The sequence below is a fragment of the Hymenobacter sediminis genome (assembly GCF_003231285.1).
In the GTDB taxonomy this organism is placed as follows: Bacteria; Bacteroidota; Bacteroidia; order Cytophagales; family Hymenobacteraceae; genus Hymenobacter; species Hymenobacter sediminis.
On record NZ_QKNS01000005.1, the window covers coordinates 431,390 to 454,719 of the forward strand.

Here is a 23,330-nt window from a genome sequence, read left to right on the forward strand (position 1 = left end):
CTAGGCTGGCCGGTTCGGAGCATCGGGCGGTGAGAGGGGGGTAGGGCGCGGGGCATTGCTCAGGCCAGGGTCAGCAGAGGAATAACCAGAGCGGGGCTCCCCATCGGGGTAGGTAGTGGTGCCGGTACGGGGGGCACCAGGGGCCCGCTCGGCAGTAGTCCGTTGCTCCATCTGGTAGTCATAGAGGCGGGCTTTCAGCTCATTAATTTTCGCGTCGCGGGCCGTCACTTCGCGGCGCAGCAGAACGCTATCCAGGTTTTCAGTGATGAGCTGCAGTCCTAGCAGAATTACGGCCGCAATGAGTAAGGCAAAGTAGAGGGCTTCCGGGGTGCCGGCCATGCCTACAAAGCTGGCGCGCACCGAGGGCAACAGCAGTACCAGCAGCGCTAACAGCAGGAATACCATCACCAAAATTGTAACCAGACGTTTGAGAGCGAGCATGAGTAGTTGCAGGTTGTGGTGGAGTACAGAACTAGCCCTCATACGGAGCAGCCCAATTCACGGACTAAATATAGGCTTTCCACGATGGAAATAGGGCCTGCGGTTCAGCTTGCCGACGCCAGCAACTGGCAGGCGCATTTCTGCGTCGGCTTTTTCACCCGAAAGGGGGTAGGAGCTTGGTGGGTAAGTGGCAGGGAAGGAACGGTTTCCATTGCAAAACAGAATGGGACATCCGAAGCAGTGCTGCTTCAGATGTCCCATTCTGTTTTGCAATCCTGTATTCCTTAGCTATACCAAGGCTGCGTTGCTGGTTTGCATTAGGCTTAGGCGCTGGTAGAGGCCCCCTTCGCGGCGTTGGAGCTGCTCGTGGGTGCCTCGCTCCACAATGCGACCGTGCTGGAGCACAATAATTTCATCGGCGTGCTGCACAGTACTGAGGCGGTGGGCAATTACCAGGGAGGTGCGGTTCTGCATGAGGCGCGTCAGGGCTTCCTGCACTAGTTTCTCGCTTTCCGTGTCGAGGGCCGAGGTGGCCTCGTCCAGAATTAGAATGGGAGGGTTGCGCAGAATAGCGCGGGCAATGCTCAGGCGCTGCCGCTGCCCCCCGGAAAGCCGGCTGCCCCGGTCACCAATTACCGTCTGGTAGCCCTCTGGCGAGGCCATGATGAAGTCGTGGGCGTTGGCAATACGGGCCGCTTCCATCACCTCCTGCTCGGTGGCTTGGGTATTGAAGCGAATGTTGTTGAAAATGGTGTCGTTGAACAGGATGCTTTCCTGAGTTACGATGCCCATCTGGTCGCGCACGGAGTGAATAGTGCAGTCGCGCACGTCTTGGCCGTCGATGAGGAGCTGACCGCCTGTTGGGTCGTAGAAGCGGGGTAGCAAGTCGGCTAGGGTGCTTTTGCCACCACCGCTGGGGCCTACCAGCGCCACAGTTTTTCCCTTCGGAATTGTCAGGTTGATATCCTGCAGCACGGGCGTGTCGCCGTAGCTGAACTGCAGGTTACGCAGCTCGATTTGCTGCTCGAAAGGGGGTAGGACCCGCGCTTCTGGCTTGTCCCGAATCAGCGGCTCGGTATCGATAATGCTCAGCACCCGCTCACCGGCCACCAGTCCGCGCTGAATGTTGCCAAAGGAGGATGATAGGGCCTTAGCCGGCGTGAGTACCTGCGAAAACAGAATCACGTAGCCGATAAACGTTTCTCCGTTCAGGTCCGACTGTCCGCCCAGAATCAGTGTGCCACCGAAGTACAGCAAGCCGGCTACCACCGAAACACCGGCAAACTCCGAAAACGGCGAGGCTAGGTCGCGGGTGTTGTCGATAGCGCGGGAAGTGCGGGCGTACCGGTCGTTCTGGTCTTCAAATTTGCCTTTGATGTAGTCCTGGGCATTAAACGCCTTAATAACCCGTATACCACCCAGGGTTTCGTCAATCACCGACAGCATAGTGCCCAGCGTACTCTGGCTTTGCTTGGCCTGGGTGCGCAGGCGCTTGGCTACCGTGGCAATAATGCCGCCCGAAATAGGCAGCAGAATTAGCGTGAACAAGGTTAGTGGCAGCGAAATGTGAAATAGCACTGCGAAGTAGGCAATAATAGTCAGCGGCTCTTTGATAACGGCCGTCATCGTATTTACCACGGAAGTTTCCACCTCCTGCACATCTGAGGTAAAGCGCGACATCAGGTCGCCTTTCCGCTCCCCGCTGAAAAAGCCCAGCTGTAGCCCAATAATGCGGTGGTACAAGTCGCGGCGCAGGTTCCGAATGACGCGGGCGCGCACTTTGGCCAGCAGCCGCAAACTCAGGTAGCGAAACACGTTGCTGAGCAGCACCGAGCCTACCACCACCAGGCACACAAAAGCCAAGGCGCCCAGCTTGCCCCGGTCGGCCAGCACATCGGCGAAGAAATAGTTGAAGGTGTCCGTCACCCACTGGATGGTAGGCCGAAAGGCAGGAATACGGTCAGGAGCCTGCATTTCAACGGTGCCAGTCTTGTCAAACAGCACCTTCAGCAGCGGAATGATGAGGGTGAAGTTGGCAATGCTGAAAATGATAGTCAGCACGGTGTACAGCAGGTATTGAGGCAGAAATACGGCCCACGGCCGGGCGTACTGCAGAATTCGGAGGTAGGTCTTCATCGGAAAGACAAAGGTATGGCATTCAGTGTGGCTCCAAACGGTGCAGAGCCAGATGGCCTCCTGCGGCGGGAGGCCTACCGCCAGTGGCGACTCAATACCCTACCCCTTGAAAAGCCAAAAGCCCTGTCTCCATTTCCGGAGCAGGGCTTTTGTGCGAGTTACCTCAAGTCAAGGACGAAAATCTTATTCGGCTTTGAACACGCCCACTACCTCAATTTGGCCTATGATGTGCTGGTTGAATTCAGCCAATTCTTCCGCCGGAACCCACAGTTCGTCATGTTCCCGGCCGCCGACATTCTGCACCGGAAACTGGTCGGCGTAGTCAGCTTCTACAGCAAAGCGGAGTACATAGCCTACGCCATAGTAAGGTACGTTCCAGTCGCGGGCAATTTGGGCAGCGTACTGTTCATTCAGGACCGGATAAAAGATAGGCTGCTCCGGCAGACGCGGCGGAAACGCCAGCCAACCCGAAGCCGCAATCAGGTCTAGTTCGGCTTGGTTTACGGGGCGGTAGAGTAGCCTGGCTGCTGGCTCGTGGCGCATTCTGTTGGGGTGAAGTGATGGACGTGAACTGTGATGAGGTGAATGGGGCAGTTTTTCCGTGATTTTATCATCACATCACTTTATCACCTTAAAAATTAAAACTCATGCAGGCGCTGGGCAATGTTCCAGCGTAGGGCCACGGAAGCCAGCACACCACCGTCGGCGGTGAAGTTGGGGGCTACGGGTCCGTCGAAGGTGCGGTGCCGGTACACCAGCTTGCCATCGAGCCAGAGGTTGTGGGCGGCTTGCCAGGTACCGGTCAGGTCGCCGTGGAAGAGATAGGAGGTGAGGCCAGCGCCTACTTTGTAGCCATACTCAGTGGGGCGAGTGTTGTAGGAGCGCAGCACGTTGTTGCCGTAGTTGGTAGGAGCGGAGTTAGACCCGGCCGGGTCGAGGCCCTGCTTCACCAGGAAACCTTTGGCTACCATATTCAGGCGGGGTAGGGGCTGATAGCTGGCAATGCCAATCAGTTCCCACAGGTTGGCACCCATGGGGTGGGCCAGGGGCTGAGCCGCGTGCTGGTAAGCGCGAAAGCGGTCCTCATGCTGGTAAGTGAAAGGACGGATGAAATTGAACTCGCCCTGCAGGTCGAAATTGCGGATACCTGCCACGTTGAGGTATTTAGCTCCCAGCTGCACAGCCTGCTTGTTGGCCCACCAGCCGTTGCCATTCCGAATTTCGCTCAGCACAAACTCATCCAGAATCAGTTGGCCGTAGAGCTGCACCCGGTTCCGGATATTCCACTTAAAGTCAGCCCCAAGCAAGGCGTTGTCCTCGGAGCCGGCACTCTGCTCCACCGCCCGGTAGAAGATGATGGGGTTCAGGTACTGTAGCTCCAACCCGCGGCGACGCTCTCGGTTTTCCGGAGTTTTATTGGGTCCTACATAGTCGGTCACCGTTTGATAGCCGCTATACATCACACTTTCGAACACGCCTACGTTCAGGTTAGGCTTGATATCGAAGCTCAGGTGATGGAAGGCTAAGTACTTGCGCTGGTAGTCCCGGTCAAGGGCCGGGTTATCGGCCACCATCTGGGCAAATAGGTTCTGGTAGTGAAACTTCCAGATGCGGGTGTTGATCTTCAGGAAGAGGTAGGGCGCCGCGTAATCCGACAAAATCAGGCTGCGGTAGCCGTTACCGATCTGGTTTCGGTCGTGGCCCAGCTGCAGGCTTACGTGCTTGCCGGCCGCATACGAGAGGTAGCCGCGTGCCGAGAGAAAATCATACTGGCCGGGCGTGTTCTTAAACGGCTTCCAGAACCCCTCATGTGCCACGGCACTGTCGCGAGCTATACGTTCCTGCACGTAGAGTGGCACGGCCATCTGGTTATCGGCCAAGAAGGTGTAGAAGCCCAGGCGCTTATCAATAGTGCCTTCTACCTGCACGCCGCGCGTGTTCAGGAAGCTGTAGCTCTTGCTGCCATCGGAGTTGCCTAAGCTCAGGGCCAACACCGGATTCACGCGCAGCGAGAAATCGGGCGTTTCAACGCTATAGAGGTCGGAGCGGCGCTCGTAGAAGTACTTGAGAATGGGTTGCTCGCGCAGATTGGTAGCTGAATCTAGGCGGGCATCGTGCCAATTGTCGCGCAGCAGGTAGCGGATGTTGAAACGGTCTTGGCGCGAGAGGCCGGCAGTAGAGTCTTGCAGCATACGCTCGGCCAACCGGGCTACATCGGCGCGGGTGTAAGGCCGGATACCTGTGTGCAGTCGCACCAATGAATCGGCGCCGTGCAGAATGGCATAGCGGTCAATCAGCCGGTACACGTCGGCATCCAAGGGTACATAAGTAGTACCCATTGTAGATTTAGCCGGCTCATCGGAGTCTAGGTTCCAGGCGGCGGGCCGGTAGGGCTTGGGCGCCCCCGAGTAATCGAGCCAGGTGCCTTTGCCATCGGTGGGGCGGGTAGGGGTGTCCTGGGCCGCCGCGGAGGTAGCCAGCAGGCCGGTAAATGCCAGGAGTAGAAGGTAGGATTTTCTCATAAGCAGAGCCGTTTACGCCGGGGCTGGCGCTCGGGTGGGCAAACCTACGGAGTTTGCGCAGCATTGGACGCGGTAGCACGGGGTATAACGCCGCAAGTTACGCTGCAGTACCTTTGCCCTATGCCCACGCGTTTGCTCCGCTACCCTGAAATTGACCTTGCCGCCTGGGATGCTTGCGTTGGTTCGGCCCGGCAGGTGGTGCCCTATGCCTGCTCGTGGTGGCTGCAGGCTACAGCCGGCCGCTGGGATGCACTGGTAGTGCTAGAGGAAGGCACCGGCCGTTACCTAGCTGTGTGGCCGCTACCCGCAAAGCGCCGGCCCTGGGGTAAGGAAATCTATCAGCCTCCTTTCACCCAGCAACTGGGCCTCCTGACACGCGATGAGTATGGTGAGTCAGTCTTGCAGATACTGGATGCAGTGAGGCTGCTGCCGCGCTACCCCCGCTTCTATACTCAACTCAACGATGGGAATGAAGTAGCGTATTCTTCCGCGCTGCAACCAGCCTCGGGCATTGTAGTTGACAAACGCCAAACCTACCATCTGCCCCTGACAAAACCTTACGAGCAGCTTCAGGCTGCTTACGCTCCCGATTACCGCCGCCGCCTGCGCCTCAACGGAGCGGTCCCTACCCCCCTGGTAGTTCAGAAAGTTGGCGCGGCGGAACCTCTGCTGCGGCTGTTTCAGGAAACCAAAGGCCCGGAAGCCGGCTTGCGGCATCAACACTACACTAAGCTGCGCCGCCTTGTAACCGTTATGCAGGAGCGCCAGATGCTGGAAATTCTGGAGGTTCGAGAGCCTGGCACGGAGGTGCTACTAGCTGGGGCACTGTTTGTGCGCTACCGTACGCGGTTGATTTATCTGTTTGCGGCGGCTTCTTTGGAAGGGAAAAAGGCAGCAGCTCCATTGCTCTTACTCGACGACGTGATTCAGCGTCATGCGGGTACGCCTGGACTGATTCTGGATTTTGAAGGCGGCATGATACCGTCAATTGCCCGTTTTTTCGCCAATTTCGGGGCCGAGCCCGTACCCTACGCGGCCTTATCGTTCACCCAACGCCCTTGGTATCTGAAATGGATGCGCTGACGCCCCCTTCCACCGATTCTTCTGCTACTGCTGCCTCGGCCGCTACCTCCGACCTCAGCCGCGTGCATGTGGTGTGCGCCGAGCCTTCCGTTGCCAACCACTTCTTGGCTGAACTGCGCGACGTGACGGTGCAGCAGGACTCCCTGCGCTTCCGCCGCAACCTACAGCGCCTCGGCGAAATTATTGCTTACCGCATCAGCTCCCACCTCAGCTACACCGACCAGACCGTGCGTACTCCGCTCGGCGAATCCAGCGGCAAACTCCTCCACGATTTTCCGGTGCTGGCCACCGTGCTGCGGGCCGGCCTGCCGTTTCACCAAGGGTTCCTCAACTACTTCGACCAGTCGCCTTCTGCCTTCGCCGCCGCTTACCGCATTGAGGGCACGGCCCAGGTGCAAGTGCAAGTAGATTACCTCTCGGCCCCCAGCCTCGATGAGCGGGTGCTCATTCTGGCTGACCCTATGCTGGCTTCTGGCAAGTCGCTGGTGCAAACGTATCGGGCTATGCTCCGCTTCGGTACGCCTCGTCAAGTACATATTGCCGCCGTTATTGCCTCGCCGCAGGGGGTAGAGTACGTGACCCGCGAAATTCCTGAGGCTACCCTCTGGGTTGCCGCCATCGACCAGGGCCTTAACGAGCAAGCCTACATTATCCCGGGCCTCGGCGACGCCGGCGACCTGTCGTATGGCAGCAAACTGTAGGGCTGTCAGCGACTTTTGATAGCGAATCCGTAACGCTCCGAAAACCTCCCAGTGGTGTAAACCTGTTATCTTCACAGGTGCCTGCTGGCACGTTTCTTTTCTCGCCTACCTGTTTTCAACCGTGTTACCTGCCCTGCTCAAATACGCCTCCGTTTTTGCCATTGGCATGTTTAAGTTCGTGGCTGCACCCATTGCCGGGGTAGCGGCAGGTTTGCCGGTGGTCCTGATCTGGAGTTTGTCGGTGGCGGGAATGATGACGACGGTAGTTCTGATTTCGGGCTTGGGCCGGAGCTGGGCCCTGCACCAGCGGCGCAGGCGCGAGGAGAAAGGCAAACCCCTGTTCAGCCGCCGCAGCCGGACCGTGGTGAGCATCTATCGGCGCTTTGGCATGGTAGGCATTGCGTTCCTGACGCCCATTCTGTTTAGCCCGGTAGGCGGAACCGTTATTGCCACCCAATTGCACGTACCCCGCTGGCGCATTATGCTGCACATGCTCTGGAGCGCGGCTTTATGGGGCATCACCTTCACACTGCTAGCCGTTAAGTTCAGTCACCTTCCCATCTTCGACCACTATCGGTGAGTTGGTAACTGAGCGAAGAGCGAGAGGAGAGAGGGCTAGAAAAAATATTTTTCCCCGGCTCACTTCCTACCCCCTTGATACAGCAAAAGCCCCTACTTCCAAATAAGGAAGTAGGGGCTTGTCGTTTGTTAGAAGCAAGGACGAATAACCTCATTGAGCCCATCCATCCTGCCCACTTCACTACCGCTTCCGCCGGTGCTCGGCGCGACCTTTGGCCGCCTTGGCCGCTTTGGCGGCGGGGGAGGAGGCCTTGCCTTTAGAAGGGTTGACTTTTTTGCCTTTCTGGCTGCGGTTAGGGCCGGCTACAAACTCGCGTCCGGTGCGCTTGTCAATCGTTACGCCGGGCTTGATCCACTCCTTGCGCTCATGGAAAGCACCTTGGAAGGTCGGGTCCTCGCGTTTGCGGCGCTCATCTTTCTCGCGGTCCATGCTCTGTTGCTCATCAAAGCTGGTCTTAGCAACCTCTACCTCCGGCGGGAGGGGTAGCACCGGAATCTGCTGCCGGATCAGCTCCTCAATGCGGTGCATGTGGTGCATTTCCGCTTCGTTGGCGAAGGTGATGGCCGCGCCGGTGTGCTGGGCCCGGCCCGTACGGCCAATGCGGTGCACGTAGTCGTCGTACACCAGCGGCACATCGAAGTTGATTACGTGCGAAACCTGGGGCACGTCAATGCCGCGGGCTGCTACGTCGGTAGCTACCAGAAACCGCACCTCGCCGGCTTTGAAGGCTTCCATGGCGTTGATGCGCACGTTCTGGCCCTTGTTGCCGTGTATGGCCCGCACCTCGCCGTGCGCTTTGCGCTGTAGAAAGCTGGCTACGTTTTCAGCATGCTCCTTGGTGCGGGTGAAAATCATAACCCGGTGGAACGTATCCCAGTCCAGGAACAGGTATTCCAGCAAGTTGATTTTGGTGACCAAGTTCGGCACCTCGTACAGACTTTGGCTTACGTTTTGGGCCGAGGTAGCAGCCGGCGTAACCTCTACCCGCACCGGAAACTCCAGGAATTCTTCGCTCAGGGTGGTTACTTTCTCGGGCATCGTGGCCGAGAACAAAATGTTCTGACGCTTGCGCGGAATTACTTCCAGAATGCGCCGGATCTGGGGCATAAAGCCCATATCCATCATTTTATCGGCCTCATCCAGCACCAGCGTCTTCAACTCTTTTAGCACCAGGTCACCCTTCAAGTATAGCTCCATGAGGCGGCCAGGGGTAGCAATCAGAATATCCACGCCTTTGGCAATGGTTTCAATCTGGGTTTTCGGGCCCAAGCCGCCATAGATAGCGAAGATGCGCAGGTCGGTGTACTTGGCTAGGCGCTGTAGGTGAGTTTCCAGCTGCATGGCCAGCTCCCGGGTAGGAGCCAGCACCAAGGCCCGCGGATAAATACCTTGGGCATACTTTACCTTCATGAGCAAGGGTAGGCCGAAAGCGGCGGTTTTACCTGTCCCGGTCTGGGCAATGCCCAGCACGTCGTGGCCAGCCAGCAGCAGCGGAATAGTCTGCTCCTGCACGGGGGTAGGCTGCTCGAAACCGGCCTCCTCCACGGCCATCAGGAGTTGTTTGTTGAGCTTGAAATCGGCGAAGGACAGCGGCTGGGGCGTCTCAGACATGGCAAAAGCGTATTGTAAACCACAAAGGTACGGGGAATACAGGCAGCTCGCGGCGAGCAGCAAGGATGTAACGTCTGATCAGGGCCTGAAAATCAGGCGAAATGCAACCAGCTTTGCTCTCAGCCTACCAGATAGTTATCCTCGCTGTTAGAAAAAAACTCGGTCAAATATTTGCAAATAACCTGCCGCCCGCTACTTTTGTGGCTCCAATACTCAACACGGTAGGTATAGCTCAGCTGGTTAGAGCGTCGGATTGTGATTCCGAAGGTCGTGGGTTCGAACCCCATTACTTACCCACCTCGAAAGGCCTCAGACGTAACGTATGAGGCCTTTTTCTTTGCCCCTGCTGGTCCATTTTTACTCTTTTTCGGCTCCGTTCGGAAGGATTTGGGCTTCCGCTGTGTTGCGGGGCAGTAATAATAGAACATGAACCACTTTTCCCCCTCTGATCTATGAGTCTGGTTGTTATCGGCACAGTGGCCTTCGACGCCCTGGAAACGCCCTTCGGCAAAACCGACAAAATTGTAGGCGGCGCTGCTACCTACATCGGCCTGTCGGCCTCCTATTCCGTGAAACCGGTAAAGGTTGTAGCGGTAGTAGGCGACGATTTTCCGCAGTCGGATATTCTGCTGCTTCAGGAGCACGGCGTAGATACCGAAGGCCTGCAGATCAAGCAAGGGGAGAAGTCCTTCTTCTGGTCGGGCAAGTACGCTAACGACCTTAACTCGCGCGAAACGTTGGTAACGGAGCTAAACGTGCTGGCTGATTTCGACCCCATCATTCCTGATTCTTACCAGGATTGCAAATACCTGATGCTGGGTAACCTCACGCCCCAGATTCAGCGGCTGGTAATTCAGCGCCTCATTAACCGTCCTAAGCTCATTGTAATGGACACAATGAATTTCTGGATGGATGTGGCCTTGGATGAGCTGAAAACTACCATCGAAATGGTGGATGTGCTCAGCATCAATGACGAAGAAGCCCGGCAGCTTTCCGGCCAGCACTCATTGGTGAAAGCAGCCAAAATCATCATGGCGATGGGGCCGAAGTACCTCATCATCAAGAAAGGGGAGCACGGCGCCCTGCTATTCCACAAGAACAAAGTATTCTATGCACCCGCTTTGCCCTTGGAGGAAGTATTTGACCCCACCGGCGCCGGCGACACCTTTGCGGGTGGCTTCATTGGCTACCTCGCCGCTACCGACGATATCAGCTTCGAGAACATGAAGCGCGCCGTCATTCACGGCTCGGCCATGGCTTCTTTCTGCGTAGAGAAGTTCGGAACGGAGCGTCTGCTGAACCTGACTCAGGATGAAATTGAAGCTCGTGAGCAGCAGTTTGCCGACTTGGTAGCGGTAGTGCCCGCTACTGCCGTGCAAAACGTGTAAGTTTTCCGGCGTTCTGCGGAAGGGCCTTTGCCTCTGAGCTTTTTCAGAGGCAAGGGCCCTTTCTTTTTGGCAACCTTGTAGAAAGCTACGGGGTAAAAGAGAATACATTTCTCATCCTTAAGCCTCTACTGCCATGTCTAAGCATAAAAAAGATTCTCCGATTTCGAATCAAAAAAGCGACTCGGTTATGGGCCCCGATGCCTTGCAACATGCACCTTCGGTTGACCCCGATACGCGGGGTAGTGGCACGCACGTACAGAACGACAACCAAAACGGCCTAAACCAAGCCGGCAACCATACCCGAAACAATGCCCCCGGCGGCGGCGATAGTGAACAGCAGCGTACTTCGCAGGCTAACAAGCCCCGGCACAACCCAAACCCAAGCCAGCAGAAACTTAAGTAGATTGCCCTCCCCACAAAAAAGCCCTTCTGATTTTCTTCAGAAGGGCTTTTTTTGGATATGACTCGTTTGAAAAAGCTATGGCACGACTTTCAGGCGTACTACCCGGGTATCCACGTCACCTTTGTCAAAAAAGTCTTGCTCAAATAGAATGGTCTTGTTGTCGAGCCAGCGTGGTTGGGTGCAGCCCCACTCGGTCTGCCGTTCCCAAAGCAGCCTGGGCCTACCCCCATCTATCGTCCAAAGCTGCAGACCGCTGGGCTCGAAGCGAGCAAGTACGTCGGAATTGCCGCACACAAAATGCTGCCCATCGGGCGAAATAACCGGCGGGGCCATAAGCTGAGTCCGATGGCCAGTACGCTGATCTACCAGCATATAGTACCCACCCTCGTAGAGGTGCACCGAAACCAGCCATTGCTTGATTTCAGGGAGGGTAGCAAGGTATTCGTAGGCTACATTTCGCTCATCTTCCACCGGGTTGTTCACCAAGCGTACTTCGGGTGCGGCTGTGGGGCGCAACCGCAGTGCCCGTCCGGTGCGCATTACCCGGGGGCCCGCATGCATAAGGCGGCGCTTTTCCTGAGCCGCAAAATCCAAGAAAGAATCTTCCTCCTCCGCTGAAGCTGGTTTGCTCGCTACCCACTCAGGACTGGGCAACCGCTCATAGACTGGCCGCGCCGCTGGGTAAATCCTTAACACCCGCCCCGGTACCTGCACCAACGTGTCCAAATGTTCGAGCCGGTAGATACGCGGGGGCTTTGGTGCCGGCAGAGGCTGTACGCTCACGCCCGGCCGCGCCTTTTCTGCCGGCTGCATCCGCAGTGAGCAGGCAGGCATAGCCATTGCCAGCGGCAGAACGGCCGCCACGGTTCGGAACCGGAACATGATAGGGGTAGAGTTGAATCGAAATACGCGGCGTCTGGTGGACCGGGAGCGAAAAGAAAAATGCCGGCAAAAAGTTCTGCGTATCAGAAAATACGCAGAATTTCTACTCGTAGGATAAGGTGAGGAAGCCTTGATGAGCGAAAATGATTGTCGCTACCCCTGAACTGGTGGGTAGCGTTAGTAGAGACGATGAAAACGCAAAGACCCGATGTAGCCAACAAAAGTGGTTAGCGAGGGGCTAAAACTCTTGCTTCAGCCACTGGCGGAAGCTGGCTTGTTGCTCAAGAGTAGCAGCCGCGAGTTTTTCCACGGTAATCTTTTGCCAGAAGCGGTGAGCCGGATCAGCCACCAGGGGCACCGTGAGCAGGCGTTGCTGACGGAATACGGTCAGTTCGTGATGGTCGGCGCCGTCGTTGAGCAGCGTTTGCAGGTTCATCTCTACCTGGCGACCATTCACCGCGATTATCTCGTCGTCCACGGTCAGGCTGAGCGAAGCCGGCGAATCAGGCAGAATGTCCGCTACTTCTGTGCGCTCTTTTTTCACCACTGCCCGAAAGCCATAGGTCCCTTCTGCCACCGACGGATTCTCATCTATGCGCAAGCGGCAGCCTACAAAGCCAAGTACCCGGTTCAGGGGCTCTTCCAGCGGGGCGGTACCGTAAATAAACTTGTCGAAGTAGGCCTGCATGTCGCGACCAGCTACTTCATTCACAAGGCCGAGGTAGTCTTCCTCAGTATAGCCCACACCAGTCTTGCCAAATTCTTCCCACAAGCGGCGCATCACATCATCGAGGCTACGCTTGTGGCCCGAAAGCTGCCGCAGCGTGAGGTCCAGCAGCAGCGACACTAAGGCACCTTTGTGATACACCGATACTTTACGGTCCGGAACGCCAGGTTTGTAGCCATCCAGCCACAGGTCCATGCTGGCATCAGCCACGGAGAGGTGGTAGCGGCCGTAGTCGTCGTAATGTTTGCGGAGTACCGTGTTCAGCTCTTGGAAATATTGCTCCGCAGTACGGACGTTGGCACGGGCCAGCAGATATTCGCCGTAGTAGGTGGTAATGCCCTCCGCAATAAAGCAAGTACGGAAGTAGTTTTCCCGGGCATAATCATAGGGCTGCATTTCAACCGGCCGAATACTCTTAATATTCCAGGAGTGGAAGAGTTCGTGGCAGCTTACGCCCAGTAGCTCCTTGTAGAGGCCTTCTGTCATGAGAAGCTCAGCTGGGCCCAGGGTAATAACCGTAGAGTTCAGGTGTTCTACCCCGTGGTAGTGTGCGTACGGCAGAATCTGGTTCAGGAAATGATAATCCTGCGCCGGGAACGAACCAAATAAGGCCAGTTGCTCGGCACTGAAAGCCCGAAAATCCTCTACCAGCCGCCCCCAGTTTACCGGGCACTCTCCCTGAATCCAGATGTAAAAAGGCAGACCGTTTACCTCATAGTTGCGGTACTGCAGGGTAGGGCTGGCTATCAGCGGCGAGTCAGCCAGGTGGTCAAAGCTCTGCGCCTGTAGGGTATTAGGGCCGCTCTGGGGTAGACCGCAAGCAATTTGCCAGCCCTCCGGCAACTCTAATAGTAGCTGACAGGTTTCCTGCTGCCGCCCTTCAATATACATGAAGGCCTGCACCGGGTTTAAGTACAGTTGGCTTTCATCGAGCCAGGAGCCCCCGGCATCCATCTGATGAGCGTAAAAGTTGTAGCGGACCCGCACTGTCCGGCCGGCCGCGTTAGTTACACGCCACCGGTCTTTGGTGATTTTGCGCGCAGTTAGTGCCTCGCCGGAGGCCGCATCTTCAATTACTACATGCTGTAGCTTCTGAGCAAAGTTCTGCAGTTCATAACGGCCCGGACGCCAGGCGGGCAACTGCAACTCCAGGGCTTCGGTAGCTGCCGTAGCTACTTCGAAGGTCATCTGAATCTGAACGTAGAAGGTAAGCGGATTCTCGAATGAGACGTGGTAGTGAATCATGGATGCGCGGGAGCGGCAAGGGCCGGTAAACCTGGACGTAAAGCTACGAATTTGCGGGGCCTGTACCCCGGCTTTTCATACGGCCATCACCGGAAAAGAACTGTAGTTTTGTGACACAGGTAGCGCAGAATTCGAATAGCCGGACAGTAAAAAGCAGGTAGAGGCATTGCCTTTTCCAAATCATACCGTTACCTTTGCCGGCCTTACCTGTCACTGAGTCACTTAACAATACCATGAAACGTACTTTTCAGCCCTCGCAGCGCAAGCGCCGCAACAAGCACGGTTTCCGCTCGCGTATGGAAACCGCTAACGGCCGCAGCGTAATCGCTCGTCGTCGTGCCAAAGGCCGCAAGCGCCTGACCGTATCCGACGAAGGTCGTCATAAGCGCTAAGCCGCTGCCGGCTTCTGTGCAGTCGCCGCTTTCCGGTCCGATGAACTCCATGCCGGGCGTGCGCTCCTATTCGTTTCCGAAAGAAGAACATCTGTGTCGTAAAAAGCTCATAGAAGAGCTTTTTGGCCGGGGTTCTTCTTTTGGTTTATACCCCCTGCGTCTGGTGTGGCTACCCACTCCGGAGCCTAGTACTGCGCCGCCGCAGGTGTTAGTCAGCGTTAGTAAGCGTAGTTTCAAGCGCGCCGTTGACCGCAATTACCTTAAGCGCCTAATGCGCGAGGCATACCGCCTGAATAAGTACCGCCTCTTGGAAGCAGCCGATGGGCATTGTGTCGGGAGGCTGGCAATTATCTACACCGGGAAGGAAAAAAAGCCTTTCACGCTGGTTGAAAAAAAATTAATTTCAGGGCTAGAGCGTTTGCTTGCTGAAGCCCGTGCAACTCCTGCGGGAGGTGCCGGTTCTTAGGTACGAATGGCTCGTGGTCCGGCTTTTTCATTTAGAAGATGAAGACCGGGAACGAGGCAAACGGTTGGGTCGTTTAGTTGTTTTCAGCCCCGTTTATGCGCAAAAAATCCTTGGCAGCCGTTGCCTTACTCGGCGGAGCTGCTCTGCTCGTATCCTTCCGCTCGGCTTCCGACAACGAGCGGTATTTCGAAATAGCTAAGAACCTCGACATTTTCGCTACCCTCTTCAAGGAGGTGAACACCTACTATGTTGATGAGGTGCCGCCAGCAAAAATGGTGAAGACGGGTATTGATGCGATGCTCAAGTCGCTGGACCCGTACACTAATTACATCCCGGAGGACGATATCGAAGACTTCCGTACCATGACGACGGGGCAGTACGGCGGCATTGGAGCCGTAGTGCAGAAGCGCAACGGCCGTACGGTGGTGCAGTCGGCTTACGAAGGTTACCCGGCCCAAAAGGCAGGTCTGTTGCCTGGTGATGAGATTCTGAGCATCAACGGGGTGGCAGTAGACAAAAAGTCTAACTCCGATATCAGCAAGTTGCTTAAGGGACAAGCTAACTCCCTGGTAAAGCTGATGGTGACGCGCTACGGCCAGGATGCACCCGTTGAAATCAACATCACCCGCGACAAGATTCAGGTAGACAACGTGCCGTACTACGGCATGCTGACGCCGGAAATTGGTTACTTCCAGCTGTCGGGCTTCACTGTAGATGCTGGCAAGGAAGTCCGGCTGGCTGTGTCGAAGCTGAAAGAGCAGGGTGCTAAAAAGCTAGTGTTTGATATTCGGGATAATCCTGGCGGTTTGCTCAATGAGGCTGTGAATATCTCTAACCTGTTCGTTGACAAGGGTAAGGATATTGTCAGCACCAAGGGCAAGGTATCCGACTGGAACAAGACCTATAAAGCCCTAGACGCTCCACTGGATACCCAGATTCCCATCGTAGTAATTACCAGTAACCGCTCGGCGTCGGCCTCCGAAATCGTGTCGGGTGTGCTGCAGGACTACGACCGTGCCGTGCTGGTAGGAGAACGGACCTTTGGGAAGGGCTTGGTGCAGGCTACCCGCCCATTGAGCTACAACTCCCAGTTGAAAGTGACTACCGCCAAGTACTATATTCCGAGCGGCCGTTGCATTCAGGAAATCGACTATACCCACCGGGCCGACGACGGCACGCTGGGTAAAGTGCCCGACTCCTTGCGGACAGCCTTCAAAACCCAGGCGGGCCGTACTGTATACGACGGCGGCGGCGTAGCACCTGATGTGGAAGTGCAGGACCGTGAAATTGCCGATATCACGCGGGTGCTGCTGCAGAAAAGCTACCTGTTTGATTACGCTACCCGTTACCGAGCCGAACATGCGTCTATCGTGCCAGCCCGGCAGTTCAAAATCACTGATGCCGACTATCAGAAGTTCATGGACTACCTCAAGGGCAAAGACATCAGCTACAGCACCGACGCTGAGAAAGCCTTGGCCGACCTCACCAAAAAAGTGAAGGAGGAAAAGCACTACGATGACGTGAAGGCAGAACTAGAAGGCATGCGCAAAAAGGTAACGACCAATAAGGCTAACGACCTGATGCGCTTTAAACCTGAAATTAGGGAGCTGTTAGAGCAGGAAATTGTGTCACGCTACTACTTCCAAAAGGGAAGCGTAGAAGCCAGCTTCGACGATGACCCTAACATTCTGATGGCCGTAAACGTGCTGAATGACCAGCCCCGTTATACCTCTCTGCTCAAGACCGGCACATTAGAAGCCAAAACTCGCCCCGAGGCAAAGCGAAGCACCGCCGGCGGGAAATAATAACTGAGAATTGAAAATGCTAGAAAGCAGCCTCATTTTGGGGCTGCTTTTTCTATTCTCTGGTAGCTACAGGGCGCTGTTTCCTGCCTCTGCTGTTGCTAGGCAAAGCACTTCTAACAGCTATACCAAGCTTACCCGCAGCAGCCGTACCTTTGCACCATGTCGAAGTTGCTGCTTTCCCTTGAAACGTCCTCACCAGTTTGCTCGGTCGCTTTACATCGTATTGATGATGGCAAGCTGATAGGCCAGTCGGAGTTGCGGCTGGAGAAGTCGCACTCCTCTCATTTGAGCGTGCTGGTGAACCAGCTGTTGGAAAATAGCCTGCACACCTTGGCTGATCTGGCAGGGGTAGCAGTGTCAGATGGGCCAGGCTCTTACACGGGGCTTCGCATTGGGGCTGCTGCAGCCAAGGGCCTCTGCTATGCGCTGGATATTCCGTTGCTGGCCATAAGCACGCTGCAAAGTATGGCTCATCAGGTGGCCGCCGGCACGGCTGCATCAGAGCGCTACCTCTACTGTCCCATGCTCGACGCCCGTAGGATGGAAGTGTACGCGGCCATCTACCGCCACGATGGTACTGAGGTGCTGGCGCCTACCCCTTTGATTCTGGACGAAGCCACACTGTCCGAACATTTGACCCACCATTCGTTGTTATTCTTTGGTAGCGGAGCGGCAAAGTTTCAACCCTGGGTTGTCGGAAATCCGCATGCTGGTTTCTTGGCTGGCATCGAGCCTTCGGCTATATCGGTTGGGGCGCTGGGGGTAGCGGCGTATCATCGGCAGGAATTCAGGAGCGTGGCATACTACGAGCCTTTTTACCTCAAAGAAGTACACACTACTACCCCGAAGAGCAAGCCAAACCTGTAAGTTGCTGCCGAGCTGCGCAGGGGTATCGTTTACTAATTCGCTAATCAACCATTGGCGCTCATTATGGAAGAGTTTGTCAACCGCGTGGCGCAAAGCGCCCTCACTACCCTGAACCTGGAAGAGTTTATCCATCCGGGCGAGCGGGTAGTATATGATATCAAAGAGAACCTGTTCCATGGCTTGATGCTGCGCGAAAAGGACTTCCGCGAGTTCATCAAAACCCATGACTGGAGCCAGTACGACGGAAAGAACGTAGCCATCATCTGCTCCACCGATGCCATTGTGCCTACTTGGGCTTACATGCTGTTGGCATCCAAACTCCAGAACCATGCTCACCGCTATGTTTTCGGCAATTTGGAAGCACTAGAGCAGGAGCTGTTCCACGAAGCCATTGCTGCCATCGAGGTTGAGCAATACCGCGACGCGAAGGTGGTGGTGAAGGGCTGTGGCGAAAAGCCAGTGCCTACGTATGCTTACGTGGCCATCATGCAGAAGCTGCTACCCGTCACGAGCAGCATTATGTATGGCGAGCCCTGCAGCACAGTACCCCTCTACAAGCGCCCGAAGGTAGCGCAGGCTTAGCCGCAGGAGATAAGAATAAAGAGCCTTGCGGTGCTGGTTTCCCGGTTATAATAACCGTCTGAGCCAGTGCCGCAAGGCTCTTTGCTATATACAGCCCGGCAGTTTTTGAGAGGAACATCTGCATCTTTAGTCCTCCAATCTTTTCCTGCATGGCTTCATCAAGCGGTTCTACTTATAAAATCAGTCTCCTGACAGGAGTAGCTATTGTAGTGGCGAACATGGTAGGAACCGGCGTTTTTACCAGCCTGGGTTTTCAGGTAGTAGATATTAGGAGCGGTTTTGCCTTGCTGATGTTGTGGGGGGTAGGGGGTGTCATTGCCTTGTGTGGAGCCCTGAGCTATGGGGAACTCGCGGCTGCACTGCCCCGCTCCGGCGGCGAATACCACTATCTGTCGCGCATTTATCATCCGGCCGTCGGGTTTCTATCGGGGTGGGTTTCCGCTACGGTGGGATTTGCCGCGCCTACCGCATTGGCCGCCATGGCCCTGGGGCGCTACGCGCAAAGTTTGTGGCCTGAGGTGTCACCTTCGGCGCTGTCAGTAGGGGTAGTACTAGCATTGGCATTGGTACACAGTAGTAGCCGGCAGGCCGGCAGCAAGTTTCAAGTGTTGGTAACGGCCATCAAGGTGCTGGTGCTGGCGGGCTTTATTGGGGCCGGACTACTGGTGGCAAAACCCCAGGCCATTGAGTTTGTGCCGCGCGGTGCCTCCGACTGGCAGCAATTGCTAAGCCCAGCTTTTGCCGTGTCGTTGGTGTATGTATCCTATGCCTATTCGGGCTGGAATGCGGCCGTGTACCTTACTGGCGAAGTGGATCAGCCCCAACGTAACCTGCCCCGAATTCTGCTGCTGGGTACCGGCATGGTACTCCTATTATTTGTAGGCCTCAACTTTGTCTTTCTCTATTCAACACCCATAAGTAAGTTGAGCGGACAACTGGAGGTAGGGTTCGTGGTAGCCACCGAACTGTTTGGGCCTGCAGCCGGCCGATTGATGGGTGGGGCTATTGCGGTACTGCTGATTTCCACGGTCAGCTCCATGATATTTGCCGGACCGCGCATTGTGCAGGTGATGGGGGAGGACCTGCCTACCCTCCGGCCACTGGCAAAGTTGAGCGTAAACGGTATTCCGGTGCGGGCTACCATCTTTCAAACGGCCCTGACGCTGCTCTTCATCCTGACGGCTACTTTCGAGCAGGTTTTGCTGTATGCCGGATTCGTGCTCAGTTTGTTTACTTTCCTGTCGGTACTAGGCCTGTTTGTATTGCGGTTCCGCCAGCCTCAGTTGCCACGGCCGTACCGGGCCTGGGGTTACCCATTTACGCCTCTGCTGTTTTTGCTGCTCAATGGCTGGACGCTATGGTTTATTGGCCGAAGCAAGCCTGTTGAAACACTATACGGATTAGCCACCTTGGCCGCAGGGTTGTTGGTGTATTTTGTAAGCCAGCGGTTATGGAGTCAACCGCAACCTTCTTCACAGCCGTAATCTACGGTATGGAAAAACCAGCCCCTCCGCCAGGCCTCACTTGGAAGAAAAAAGCCTACAGCGTCATCTTTGAAGCAGATACGCCCGCCGGTCGAAACTTCGATATAGGGTTGCTGTGGGCTATTGTGTTGAGCGTGCTGGTGGTAATGCTGGAGAGCGTCCGGAGTATAAATGCCCAGTATGGCCCTTACCTCCGGATAGTGGAGTGGATATTCACTTCCCTGTTTCTACTTGAGTACCTAGCCCGGCTGGTAGTAGTGCGGCGCCCCCTGACGTATGCATTCAGCTTGCTGGGTATTATCGATTTTCTGGCTATTGCGCCTACCCTGGTTAGTCTGGTTCTGTCGGGCAGCCAGTATCTGATTGTTATCAGAACGCTACGACTGCTGCGTGTCTTCCGCATTTTTAAGCTGGGCCGTTTCGTGGGCGAGGGAGAGTTTATTGTGCGTGCCCTAAAAGCCAGCCGCTTCAAAATTCTGGTATTCCTGACCGCTGTGCTGACGCTCGTCATCGTCATTGGTACGCTGATGTACGTGGTAGAAGGTGGCAAAAACGGGTTTACCAGCATCCCGAAAAGTATTTACTGGGCCATCGTCACGCTGACGACTGTAGGCTATGGCGACATTTCGCCCGTTACGGTGCTGGGGCAAACACTGGCCTCTGTCCTGATGATTTTGGGTTACGCCATTATTGCGGTTCCTACCGGTATTGTTTCGGCCCAAATGGCTACGCCGTCTACCCCTTCACCTAGCTATAAGCAAGTAATTTGTCACGTTTGCCAAGCCACCGAACACCGACCTGAAGCCGAGTTCTGCTGGCGTTGTGGTGAGAAGCTTTAAGCAGCCAAGAGGGGGTAGGCCCGTATTTTCTACCTTGCAGCTCTCTCCTCCAAACTTTAACCTTTATGCGTTTTCCTGCCGTCCGGCTCCTCTTGCCGGTCACGCTAATGGCCCTGGCGGCCTGTTCTGATTCCGAGCAAAAGTCGAAGCCCACCGAACAAGCTGCTTCTGCCCCCACCGATACAGCTGCTGTATCTGCGCCCGCACCAAAGCCCGTCGCTCCCGATACTTCCGCTACCCACGATGTAGCCGCCTACCTCGCCGGTTTGCCCGTAAGTCAGGCCAGTAGTTTGCGGCCACTCACCAACCAGCCTGCCTGGCAAGCCTACGCCACCGACGGCGCGAAAAGCTGGACGAACTACCACGCCACGCGTACCGCTAAAATTGAAGCTTGGGCCCAAACTGAGCTGGATTCCGCGCGTGCCGCCAGCCCTACCATCTTCTACCCCTTTAGCGGCCCCGATCTTCTGAACGTTACTACCATGTTCCCGCACAGTCAAACCTATGTGCTCATGGGTCTGGAGCCGGTAGGTACTGTACCTAGCCAGAATACCCTGGAAAATCCGAAGCTGTTTAGCGCCCTCAAAGCCTCACTTTGGTCAGTGCTCAACTTCAGTTTCTTCCGCACCAACGATATGGCTGTGGATCTTAAGTCAGTGGAGCTGGATGGTGCCCTGCCGCTCATGATGCTATTTGCAGCTCGTACCAATCATCAGGTAGAAGCAGTTCGCTACGTCCAACTGACGCCCGAAGGCCAACTTACCGAAGCTGATACTGCCCTCATCCGCAAGCCTAGCCTCAAAACGGTGCCTGGGGTTGAAATGAAGCTGCGCACTGCGCAGGGCCAGGAGAAAACCGTCCTGTACTTCTCCGCTGACCTCAGTGACTGGAAGTTGGGAACTACGAAGGAGGCTGCCTTGCAATACGTCCGCTCCTTGGGGCCGCTGACCACCTATGTGAAGTCAGCTACCTACCTCATGCACAAAAGCTACTTTAGCAAGGTCCGCAACTTGGTCTTAGAACGTAGTAACTATCTGCTCCAGGACGATTCGGGCATTGCTATGAAGTATTTCCGGCCCGCCAACTGGCAGTTCACTTTTTACGGAACGTACAAACGGCCTATTAACCTGTTCGCTAAACATTATCAACCGGCGCTTACCAAAGCTTACACGGATTCAGCCAATCCTGCCCGCCCGCTACCATTTGGCACCGGCTACAACTGGCGCGCTAATGAGTCAAACTTGCTATTGGCCCGCCGCGCTAGCACCGCACAATAACCTTTTTCAAGTACGTTGTATAAAAGAAGAGCCGCGCCACTTTGGTGCGGCTCTTCTTGTCAATACGAGGTAAAACAGAACTGCAATCCTGATCCAGTATGAAACCGTGTCGTCTTATTGCCCGTGCACTTGTTCTGGTAAGTATGCTGTTCTGTAGTAGCTCATACCTGAGCGGTCAGGAAAGGCAGGTTACAGAGGCTATATCCCCGCCCGACAGTCCGCTGCTGGATAGTTTACTTCACTCCGATGCACGCTTGGCTACTGTAGTGCAGCATGCGGCTCAGTATGAAGTTCAAATTATCTACACACAAATCAACCGCGACGCCGAGCAACGGCCACACTTTAATCAGCACAACTTTCGCCTCAATGCCCGTCAGTATTTCAATCCGGCAAGTCTGGTTAAGCTACCCATTGCCGCATTAGCCCTCGAGAAACTAAATCGGCTCCAGCGGCCGGGGCTAACTCGCCGTTCACCCATGGCCACTGGAGCAAGTTTTCAATGTCAGACCGTGTCTCCATATGTCACCTCCCCCGATTCTGATCGAATTAATACAGTTGGCAACTACATCAAGCGTATGCTGCTCGTCAGCGATAATCAAGCATATAATCGGTTGTATGAGTTTCTAGGGCAGGAAAGCATCAACAGTCGTCTTACTCAGCTTGGCTATCCTACAGCTCGTGTCATTCGTCGTTTTGCGCCCTGTGATACTACTGCCAATCGGCATACTAATCCTATCGAATTCCGTAATCCAGCAACCGGTAAACCCAGCTACCAACAGGCGGCAGCTGTAAATCAGCAGCCATATACCTTTCCGTTAGGCCATGTTGCCAAAGGACGAGCTTATCAGGCTGGCGGCAAATTCATTCAGAGGCCCTATAATTTCACTACGGCTAATTACCTACCTCTCCAGGATATCACCGATATCTTAAAGTCCGTCCTCTTCCCCCAAGCTGTATCTACAGCCAAGCGCTTTCAGCTTACCCAAAACGACTACGCTTTCCTTCGATATTATCTGCATCATACTCCCCATAGCTCTGGATACAGCCTATATACACCTTCACACTATTTCGATGCTTATAAGAAGTACCTCTACTATGGTCGCAACCGCACTGTTCCTACTAACCCTACCCTACGCATCTATAATATAGTAGGCATGTCTCACGGCTATCTGGCCGACGTGGCTTACTTCGCAGATGCCTCCCAGCATACAGAATTCATGCTGAGCGCCGTGGTATACGTGAACAAGGATGGGGTTCTGAACGATGGGGTTTACGAGTATGAGTCTATCGGCTTACCTTTTCTTAAAGCCTTAGGAGAAGTTATAACGCGGTACGAAACCTCCCGACCACGGTCTGTTATGCCTACTCTTGAGAAGGATTTTGATCTTGAGACCATAAAATAAAGAATCGCGCAAGAATTGATAGAAGCGTAAGTCTCTGAATATGTGCCCGAAATTATCCTTATGCTGCCTGTAGCGGTGCCTGAAACGAAAAAAGGTGGGAGAGGGTTTGGAAAAGCGGGCGGCACGGTGCACTTTTGCACTCCCAATCCGAAACGCGGAGGGGGCCAGTGGCCAGCGGACAGTGCTCTAGCCGGCAGCTGAAAAAAAGTTTGCTTGCGGGCTTGCGAAAGTGAAACGAGGTGTGCTACCTTTGCACCCCGATTCAGCCGGAAGCGGAGCCCACGCCCGCGAGGGGACTTGGGAAAAGCCAAGAACCAGCACCCCACCCCTTGCTGCTTAGATAGCGGTAAAAGCGGGGTAGCCGGCCACCAGGGTGCCAAAAAGCAAAAAAAGTTTTTTGGTCTGGAACTTGGAAAAAGCAAAAAGCTGTTTACCTTTGCAGCCCGCTTCAATCGGAAGCCGGCACTAAGTACTGAGAAGAAAACGCTTCGAAAAA

The 23,330-nt window shown here is 55.2% G+C and carries 21 protein-coding genes and 1 tRNA gene; 15 read left to right on the forward strand and 7 right to left on the reverse strand.

Translation table 11 applies throughout. The annotated features are described in order from the left end of the window. From DNI29_RS15765 to DNI29_RS15780, 4 genes are all read right to left on the reverse strand, one after another. Positions 1 to 441 carry a hypothetical protein gene (locus DNI29_RS15765; protein ID WP_110979080.1) on the reverse strand — a complete coding sequence of 147 codons (441 nt, stop codon included), beginning with the start codon at positions 439 to 441 and terminating at the stop codon, positions 1 to 3. Positions 442 to 729: 288 nt separating this feature from the next. Then, positions 730 to 2,577, reverse strand: a complete 1,848-nt coding sequence (locus DNI29_RS15770; protein ID WP_110979081.1) for an ABC transporter ATP-binding protein — start codon at positions 2,575 to 2,577, stop codon at positions 730 to 732. 183 nt (positions 2,578 to 2,760) lie between these two features. Next, positions 2,761 to 3,120: an ADP-ribosylation/crystallin J1 gene (locus DNI29_RS15775; protein WP_110979082.1), complete on the reverse strand. Its 360-nt coding sequence runs from the start codon at positions 3,118 to 3,120 to the stop codon at positions 2,761 to 2,763. A gap of 95 nt (positions 3,121 to 3,215) precedes the next feature. Beyond that, on the reverse strand, positions 3,216 to 5,099 hold the full coding sequence (locus DNI29_RS15780; protein ID WP_110979083.1) for a hypothetical protein: 1,884 nt from the start codon (positions 5,097 to 5,099) through the stop codon (positions 3,216 to 3,218). 120 nt (positions 5,100 to 5,219) lie between these two features. Here DNI29_RS15780 and DNI29_RS15785 point away from each other — a divergent pair, with 120 nt between their 5' ends. The 3 genes from DNI29_RS15785 (at position 5,220) to DNI29_RS15795 (ending at position 7,463) form a co-directional block, all read left to right on the forward strand. After that, entirely contained in the window at positions 5,220 to 6,182 is a 963-nt protein-coding gene (locus tag DNI29_RS15785; RefSeq protein ID WP_110979084.1) for a GNAT family N-acetyltransferase, read from the forward strand. Positions 6,183 to 6,244: 62 nt separating this feature from the next. Beyond that, entirely contained in the window at positions 6,245 to 6,883 is a 639-nt protein-coding gene (upp, locus tag DNI29_RS15790; RefSeq protein ID WP_438834629.1) for a uracil phosphoribosyltransferase, read from the forward strand. 121 nt (positions 6,884 to 7,004) lie between these two features. After that, positions 7,005 to 7,463, forward strand: a complete 459-nt coding sequence (locus DNI29_RS15795) for a hypothetical protein (protein ID WP_110979086.1) — start codon at positions 7,005 to 7,007, stop codon at positions 7,461 to 7,463. A gap of 180 nt (positions 7,464 to 7,643) precedes the next feature. On the opposite strand, the gene DNI29_RS15800 is transcribed toward DNI29_RS15795, so the two are convergent. Continuing rightward, entirely contained in the window at positions 7,644 to 9,074 is a 1,431-nt protein-coding gene (locus tag DNI29_RS15800; protein ID WP_110979087.1) for a DEAD/DEAH box helicase, read from the reverse strand. A gap of 221 nt (positions 9,075 to 9,295) precedes the next feature. Here DNI29_RS15800 and DNI29_RS15805 point away from each other — a divergent pair. The 3 genes from DNI29_RS15805 to DNI29_RS15815 all read left to right on the forward strand — a co-directional run bounded on the left by DNI29_RS15805 (position 9,296) and on the right by DNI29_RS15815 (position 10,865). Further along, positions 9,296 to 9,369, forward strand: a tRNA-His gene (locus DNI29_RS15805). A gap of 157 nt (positions 9,370 to 9,526) precedes the next feature. Continuing rightward, the gene (locus tag DNI29_RS15810) at positions 9,527 to 10,462 is read left to right on the forward strand and encodes a PfkB family carbohydrate kinase (RefSeq protein WP_110979088.1); all 936 of its coding nucleotides are present in this window, start codon (positions 9,527 to 9,529) and stop codon (positions 10,460 to 10,462) included. A 133-nt stretch (positions 10,463 to 10,595) separates the two neighbouring features. Next, positions 10,596 to 10,865, forward strand: coding sequence for a hypothetical protein (locus tag DNI29_RS15815; RefSeq protein ID WP_110979089.1), 270 nt, complete (start codon positions 10,596 to 10,598; stop codon positions 10,863 to 10,865). A gap of 75 nt (positions 10,866 to 10,940) precedes the next feature. On the opposite strand, the gene DNI29_RS15820 is transcribed toward DNI29_RS15815, so the two are convergent. Then, entirely contained in the window at positions 10,941 to 11,747 is an 807-nt protein-coding gene (locus DNI29_RS15820) for a TolB-like translocation protein (protein ID WP_110979090.1), read from the reverse strand. 238 nt (positions 11,748 to 11,985) lie between these two features. Further along, positions 11,986 to 13,719, reverse strand: coding sequence for a M61 family metallopeptidase (locus tag DNI29_RS15825; RefSeq protein WP_110979091.1), 1,734 nt, complete (start codon positions 13,717 to 13,719; stop codon positions 11,986 to 11,988). Positions 13,720 to 13,952: 233 nt separating this feature from the next. Here DNI29_RS15825 and rpmH point away from each other — a divergent pair, with 233 nt between their 5' ends. From rpmH to DNI29_RS15870, 9 genes are all read left to right on the forward strand, one after another. Beyond that, positions 13,953 to 14,111 (forward strand): 50S ribosomal protein L34, encoded by a 159-nt coding sequence (gene rpmH, locus DNI29_RS15830; protein WP_045689549.1) that lies wholly within the window; start codon positions 13,953 to 13,955, stop codon positions 14,109 to 14,111. A gap of 40 nt (positions 14,112 to 14,151) precedes the next feature. After that, positions 14,152 to 14,577 carry a ribonuclease P protein component gene (locus tag DNI29_RS15835; RefSeq protein ID WP_238388118.1) on the forward strand — a complete coding sequence of 142 codons (426 nt, stop codon included), beginning with the start codon at positions 14,152 to 14,154 and terminating at the stop codon, positions 14,575 to 14,577. Between the two features lie 95 nt (positions 14,578 to 14,672). Beyond that, positions 14,673 to 16,382 carry a S41 family peptidase gene (locus DNI29_RS15840; protein ID WP_110979092.1) on the forward strand — a complete coding sequence of 570 codons (1,710 nt, stop codon included), beginning with the start codon at positions 14,673 to 14,675 and terminating at the stop codon, positions 16,380 to 16,382. Positions 16,383 to 16,541: 159 nt separating this feature from the next. Further along, on the forward strand, positions 16,542 to 17,249 hold the full coding sequence (gene tsaB, locus DNI29_RS15845) for a tRNA (adenosine(37)-N6)-threonylcarbamoyltransferase complex dimerization subunit type 1 TsaB (RefSeq protein ID WP_110979093.1): 708 nt from the start codon (positions 16,542 to 16,544) through the stop codon (positions 17,247 to 17,249). 63 nt (positions 17,250 to 17,312) lie between these two features. Next, positions 17,313 to 17,831: a DUF2480 family protein gene (locus tag DNI29_RS15850; protein WP_110979094.1), complete on the forward strand. Its 519-nt coding sequence runs from the start codon at positions 17,313 to 17,315 to the stop codon at positions 17,829 to 17,831. Positions 17,832 to 17,980: 149 nt separating this feature from the next. Then, a complete protein-coding gene (locus tag DNI29_RS15855) occupies positions 17,981 to 19,315 on the forward strand; it encodes an APC family permease (protein ID WP_110979095.1) in 1,335 nt (444 codons plus the stop codon). Between the two features lie 8 nt (positions 19,316 to 19,323). Continuing rightward, on the forward strand, positions 19,324 to 20,154 hold the full coding sequence (locus DNI29_RS15860) for an ion transporter (RefSeq protein ID WP_110979096.1): 831 nt from the start codon (positions 19,324 to 19,326) through the stop codon (positions 20,152 to 20,154). A 65-nt stretch (positions 20,155 to 20,219) separates the two neighbouring features. Next, on the forward strand, positions 20,220 to 21,431 hold the full coding sequence (locus tag DNI29_RS15865; protein ID WP_123823279.1) for a hypothetical protein: 1,212 nt from the start codon (positions 20,220 to 20,222) through the stop codon (positions 21,429 to 21,431). Positions 21,432 to 21,529: 98 nt separating this feature from the next. Continuing rightward, positions 21,530 to 22,834, forward strand: a complete 1,305-nt coding sequence (locus tag DNI29_RS15870) for a serine hydrolase (protein ID WP_110979098.1) — start codon at positions 21,530 to 21,532, stop codon at positions 22,832 to 22,834. Positions 22,835 to 23,330 lie beyond the last annotated feature (496 nt).

What these genes read in the sequence shown, in the direction of transcription:
- DNI29_RS15765 (WP_110979080.1), bottom strand. Translation starts at nt 441, where the DNA reads ATGCTCGCTCTCAAACGTCTGGTTACAATTTTGGTGATGGTATTCCTG.
- DNI29_RS15770 (WP_110979081.1), bottom strand. Translation starts at nt 2,577, where the DNA reads ATGAAGACCTACCTCCGAATTCTGCAGTACGCCCGGCCGTGGGCCGTA.
- DNI29_RS15775 (WP_110979082.1), bottom strand. Translation starts at nt 3,120, where the DNA reads ATGCGCCACGAGCCAGCAGCCAGGCTACTCTACCGCCCCGTAAACCAA.
- DNI29_RS15780 (WP_110979083.1), bottom strand. Translation starts at nt 5,099, where the DNA reads ATGAGAAAATCCTACCTTCTACTCCTGGCATTTACCGGCCTGCTGGCT.
- DNI29_RS15785 (WP_110979084.1), top strand. Translation starts at nt 5,220, where the DNA reads ATGCCCACGCGTTTGCTCCGCTACCCTGAAATTGACCTTGCCGCCTGG.
- DNI29_RS15800 (WP_110979087.1), bottom strand. Translation starts at nt 9,074, where the DNA reads ATGTCTGAGACGCCCCAGCCGCTGTCCTTCGCCGATTTCAAGCTCAAC.
- DNI29_RS15810 (WP_110979088.1), top strand. Translation starts at nt 9,527, where the DNA reads ATGAGTCTGGTTGTTATCGGCACAGTGGCCTTCGACGCCCTGGAAACG.
- DNI29_RS15815 (WP_110979089.1), top strand. Translation starts at nt 10,596, where the DNA reads ATGTCTAAGCATAAAAAAGATTCTCCGATTTCGAATCAAAAAAGCGAC.
- DNI29_RS15820 (WP_110979090.1), bottom strand. Translation starts at nt 11,747, where the DNA reads ATGTTCCGGTTCCGAACCGTGGCGGCCGTTCTGCCGCTGGCAATGGCT.
- DNI29_RS15825 (WP_110979091.1), bottom strand. Translation starts at nt 13,719, where the DNA reads ATGATTCACTACCACGTCTCATTCGAGAATCCGCTTACCTTCTACGTT.
- rpmH (WP_045689549.1), top strand. Translation starts at nt 13,953, where the DNA reads ATGAAACGTACTTTTCAGCCCTCGCAGCGCAAGCGCCGCAACAAGCAC.
- DNI29_RS15835 (WP_238388118.1), top strand. Translation starts at nt 14,152, where the DNA reads ATGAACTCCATGCCGGGCGTGCGCTCCTATTCGTTTCCGAAAGAAGAA.
- DNI29_RS15840 (WP_110979092.1), top strand. Translation starts at nt 14,673, where the DNA reads ATGCGCAAAAAATCCTTGGCAGCCGTTGCCTTACTCGGCGGAGCTGCT.
- tsaB (WP_110979093.1), top strand. Translation starts at nt 16,542, where the DNA reads ATGTCGAAGTTGCTGCTTTCCCTTGAAACGTCCTCACCAGTTTGCTCG.
- DNI29_RS15850 (WP_110979094.1), top strand. Translation starts at nt 17,313, where the DNA reads ATGGAAGAGTTTGTCAACCGCGTGGCGCAAAGCGCCCTCACTACCCTG.
- DNI29_RS15855 (WP_110979095.1), top strand. Translation starts at nt 17,981, where the DNA reads ATGGCTTCATCAAGCGGTTCTACTTATAAAATCAGTCTCCTGACAGGA.
- DNI29_RS15860 (WP_110979096.1), top strand. Translation starts at nt 19,324, where the DNA reads ATGGAAAAACCAGCCCCTCCGCCAGGCCTCACTTGGAAGAAAAAAGCC.
- DNI29_RS15865 (WP_123823279.1), top strand. Translation starts at nt 20,220, where the DNA reads ATGCGTTTTCCTGCCGTCCGGCTCCTCTTGCCGGTCACGCTAATGGCC.
- DNI29_RS15870 (WP_110979098.1), top strand. Translation starts at nt 21,530, where the DNA reads ATGAAACCGTGTCGTCTTATTGCCCGTGCACTTGTTCTGGTAAGTATG.